The sequence below is a fragment of the Actinomycetota bacterium genome (assembly GCA_035759705.1).
Taxonomy (GTDB): Bacteria; Actinomycetota; CADDZG01; order JAHWKV01; family JAHWKV01; genus JAJCYE01.
Genome location: DASTUJ010000105.1, coordinates 1 through 4,343 on the forward strand (window position 1 = coordinate 1; position 4,343 = coordinate 4,343).

Sequence of the window (4,343 nt, forward strand, 5' to 3'; positions counted from 1 at the left end):
TTCGCCTTCGGTTGGTAATCTCGATGTGCCCCCTTCATCCAACGGAAAGAGCGCGCTTGTTCAAACAGGTTCCGTCACGTCCCGGGCTGGTCGCCGGAGAGCACGAGGTGCTCGAGTTCTGGGAGCGGTCCCAGACCTTCGAGAAGCTGTGCGCGCAGAACCGCGGCAAGCCGAGGTGGTCGTTCCTGGATGGGCCGATCACGGCCAACAACCCGATGGGCGTCCACCACGCCTGGGGCCGCGCCTACAAGGACCTCTTCCAGCGCTACTTCGCGATGACCGGGCGCGAGCTGCGCTGGCAGCAGGGCTTCGACTGCCAGGGCCTGTGGGTCGAGGTGCAGGTGGAGCGGGACCTCGGTTTCAAGTCCAAGCACGACATCGAGGAGTACGGGATCGAGAACTTCATCCAGCGCTGCAAGGAGCGGGTGTGGAAGTACTCGGCGATCCAGACCAAGCAGTCGATCCGGCTCGGGATGTGGAGCGACTGGGAGAACTCCTACTTCACGATGTCGGACGAGAACAACTACACCATCTGGCACTTCCTGAAAAAGTGCCACGAGCGCGGCCTGATCTACAAGGGAATGGATGCCATGCCGTGGTGCCCCCGCTGCGGTACCGGCATCTCCGAGCAGGAGCGGAAGGAGGGCTACAAGGTCGTCTCGGACAAGGCGGTCTTCGTGAAGTTCCCCCTGCGTGAGCGGGAGGGCTCGCTCTTGGTCTGGACCACCACCCCGTGGACCCTGGCGGCCAACGTCGCCGCTGCGGTCAACCCCGAGCTCACCTACGTGAAGGTCCGCCAGGGCGACGAGGTCTTCTACCTTTCGAAGGCACTGGTGAAGATCCTGGACTCCGAGAAGAAGCGGTTCGGCCCCCCGGAGGTGCTGGAGGAGCTCAAGGGCGAGTCCATGCTCGGCTGGTTCTACGACGGCCCGTTCGACGACTTCGACGCCGCCCAGCCGGCGGTCGAGCACCACCGGGTGATCGCCTGGGACGAGGTGTCCGAGTCCGACGGCACCGGCATCGTCCACATCGCCCCCGGCTGCGGCAAGGAGGACTTCGACCTGGGCAAAGAGCTCGGCCTCCCGGTGGTCATGCCCATCGACGACTCCGGGCACTACGTCAAGGGGTTCGGCTCGTTCACCGGCGTCTCCGCCCTCGAGGTCGCTCCCCTGGTTATGGAGCGGCTGAAGGCGGACGGCAGGCTCTACAAGTCCGAGATGTACAGCCACGACTACCCGCACTGCTGGCGCTGCGGCACCGCGCTGCTGTTCCGGGCGGTCGACGAGTGGTACATCGACATGAGCTGGAGAGAGGAGATCAAAGAGAACGTCCGCAAGATCCGCTGGATCCCCGACTACGGCAAGGACCTGGAGCTTGACTGGCTGAACAACATGGGCGACTGGATGATCTCCAAGAAGCGCTACTGGGGCCTCGCGCTGCCGATCTTCAGCTGCGACGACTGCGGCTGGTTCGACGTCGTCGGCGGCCGGGAGGAGCTGAAGGCCCGAACGGTCGAGGGTTGGGAGGAGTTCGAGGGCGACCCGGAGAACCCGAACACGCCGCACCGGCCGTACATCGACCAGGTCAAGATCCGCTGCGAGAAGTGCGGTGGCTCGGTCTCCCGCATAAAAGACGTCGGCAACCCGTGGCTGGACGCCGGCATCGTCCCCTACTCGACGGTCCGCTACAACAGCGACCGCACCTACTGGGCGGAGTGGGTCCCGGCCGACTTCGTCACCGAGAGTTTCCCCGGCCAGTTCCGCAACTGGTTCTACGCCCTGCTGGCGATGAGCACGATGATGGAGGACATACCGCCGTTCAAGACCCTGCTGGGGTACGCCCTGGTGCGGGACGAGCACGGTGAGGACATGCACTACTCGAAGGGCAACTCCATCGAGTTCGACGTGGCCGCCGACAAGATGGGCGCCGACGTCATGCGCTGGATGTACAGCCGGCACAACCCCACCAACAACCTCAACTTCGGCTACACGCTGGGCGACCAGGTGGAGCGCAAGGTCTTCTCGACGCTGTGGAACAGCTACCTGTTCTTCGTGAACTACGCCATCCTGGATGAGTTCGACCCGTCTGCGCCCGAGGTGCCGGTGGCCGAGAGGCCGGAGATCGACCGCTGGATCCTCTCCGACCTGCAGCTTTTGGTGAATGCTGCGAACGACGCTTTCCCCAACTACCTGATCTTCAACTTCGTCCGGAAGGCCGAGTCGTTCATCGACCAGCTCTCCAACTGGTACATCCGCCGCAACCGCCAGCGGTTCTGGGACCCGGCGGGGACCAACGAGAAGGACAAGGCGGCCGCCTACCAGACGCTTTACGAGGTGCTGACCACGCTGTCGAAGCTCCTGGCGCCGGTCATCCCTTTCCTGACGGAGAGGATCTACGGCAACCTGCGGCAGGAGGGCGACCCGGAAAGCGTGCACCTGTGCGACTACCCTCAGGCCGACGAGGCGCTGGTCGACGAGAAGCTGAGCTACCAGATGAGGGTGGCGCAGCAGGTGGCGTCGGCGGCGAGGTCGCTGCGGGAGCAGGCCGCCCAGCGGGTGCGCCAGCCGCTGGCCGAGCTCCGGGTGGGGGCCGGCTCCGAGGAGGAGCGGGAAGCGCTGGAGGCGCTTTCTGAGCTGATCACCGAGGAGCTGAACGTCAAGTCTTTGGTGGTGGAACCGTCATTGGGCGACCTGACGAGCTACACGGTGAAGCCTAACTTTCGCACCCTGGGTGCCAAGCACGGCAAGCAGGTGCAGGCGGTAGCGGCCCTTGTGCGAGAAGCCCCGGCGGAGGTGGCGCAGCAGCTGGCCGGCGGTTCTGCGGTCGAGCTTGGCGGCTACGAGGTCACACCGGAAGATGTCACCGTCCAGACCGTGACGGCGGAGGGCTGGGCGGTCGGATCGGCCGGCCCGATCCAGATGGCGCTGGACACCCGGCTGACCGACGACCTGCGCAAAGAGGGCCTGGCCAGGGACGTGGTCAGGCACATCCAGCAGCTTCGGAAGGACTCGGGCCTGGAGATCAGCGACCGGATTGAGGTGACCTACCACACCGAAAGCGAGGAGCTGCGCGAGGCGATCGAGACCTGGGCCGACTACATAAAGGGCGAAGTCCAAGCCCGCGAATTGGATGCAGGGTCGGTCGATGGAGCGCCCGACGTGGAGCTGGCCGGAGGGAATCTGGCCATCAGCCTGCTGAAGGTATAACGACACGTTTGATGTTAGGAAGATATCTTCCTATAATTCATCCATGCCGCCTCGCAAACCGGGAACCCTGCTTCCCATCGAAACCGAGATCCTCGACGCAGCGCTATCGATGGCCCGCGCCGGAGACCTGGCATTTCACGGATTCGGACTCGCCCAGACCATGCGGGAACAGCGCGGCTCCCGCTCGCTGACCGCCCATGGCACGCTCTACAAGGCCCTGGGGAGGCTGGAGGAGTTCGGTCTGTTGACGTCCAGCTGGGAGGACGCGGCAACGGTGGAAGGGCGGCCGCGCCGGCGGCTGTACGAGCTCACAGGCAAAGGTGCCACCGTGGCCGAGGCAACCCGGTCGCACCCCGCCCCGGGACGCAGTCCAAGACCCGCCTCCGAGCCGGCTTGACACCCGATCGCACGGCGGAGCTGGTCGAGCGGTGGATCAGGTACTACACGCGGGAGCTCCCCGGTCCGGTCGCCGAGCGCCGGGTCGACGAAATCGGCGCCGACCTGCACGACCACATCCAATACGAACGTGCCCGAAGCACCAGCGACGTGCGCATAACCCTCAGCATCCTGTCGCGGATGTTCCGCGGCCTTCCTGCCGACGTCTCGTGGCGGCGGCGGGTTCTAACCAGCAAAGGAGATTCCATGAAACGATTTGCGCCGATCCTCATCGCAGGTCTGGGTCTGATAGTCGGAGTTCCGGCAATGCTTTTGGGAAGCGCCGATGACGCCCCCGGCCTGGTGCTGCTGGGCCTGATGTTCATCGCCGCCACTATGGCCTTCGCCCTGCGGCCTGCCCTGCGCAGCAAGAAGTGGGTCCTACGGGTCATATTTGGCGGGGCAGCGCTATGGGTTGCAGTGGTCTTGGTCGCCGGATTCCTGGAGAACCTCAACCAGCGGTAGACGGGCTCTCGTTTCAGAGGAAGCGGCCCTACCCGGATCTTTCATCCATCGTCGATTTGAACTCCGACACCAGGTAACGGCCGCCGGCTGGCGCTCAACTGGTTGACAGGCGACCTTGGTAACCTTACAGTTACCGTATCCAATGAGTTACCAAGCGACCCTTCAGGTTCTTGCCGACCCCACCCGGCTGGCGCTGGTCGACCTGCTGCGCGCCGGCCCCCAGCCTGTCGGACGGCT

At 64.6% G+C, this 4,343-nt stretch carries 3 protein-coding genes; all 3 read left to right on the top strand.

The features are described 5' to 3' along the window. Nucleotides 1-56 precede the first annotated feature (56 nt). The 3 genes from ileS to VFV09_07180 are packed head-to-tail and all read left to right on the top strand — an operon-like array spanning nt 57 to nt 4,106. Nucleotides 57-3,206: an isoleucine--tRNA ligase gene (gene ileS, locus VFV09_07170; protein ID HEU4867492.1), complete on the top strand. Its 3,150-nt coding sequence runs from the start codon at nt 57-59 to the stop codon at nt 3,204-3,206. Between the two features lie 43 nt (nt 3,207-3,249). After that, complete coding sequence (locus VFV09_07175; protein ID HEU4867493.1) at nt 3,250-3,603, top strand: PadR family transcriptional regulator; 354 nt, start codon at nt 3,250-3,252, stop codon at nt 3,601-3,603. Then, nucleotides 3,600-4,106 carry a hypothetical protein gene (locus VFV09_07180; GenBank protein ID HEU4867494.1) on the top strand — a complete coding sequence of 169 codons (507 nt, stop codon included), beginning with the start codon at nt 3,600-3,602 and terminating at the stop codon, nt 4,104-4,106. The genes VFV09_07175 and VFV09_07180 overlap by 4 nt, the downstream gene beginning before the upstream one ends. The last annotated feature ends 237 nt before the right edge of the window (nt 4,107-4,343 follow it).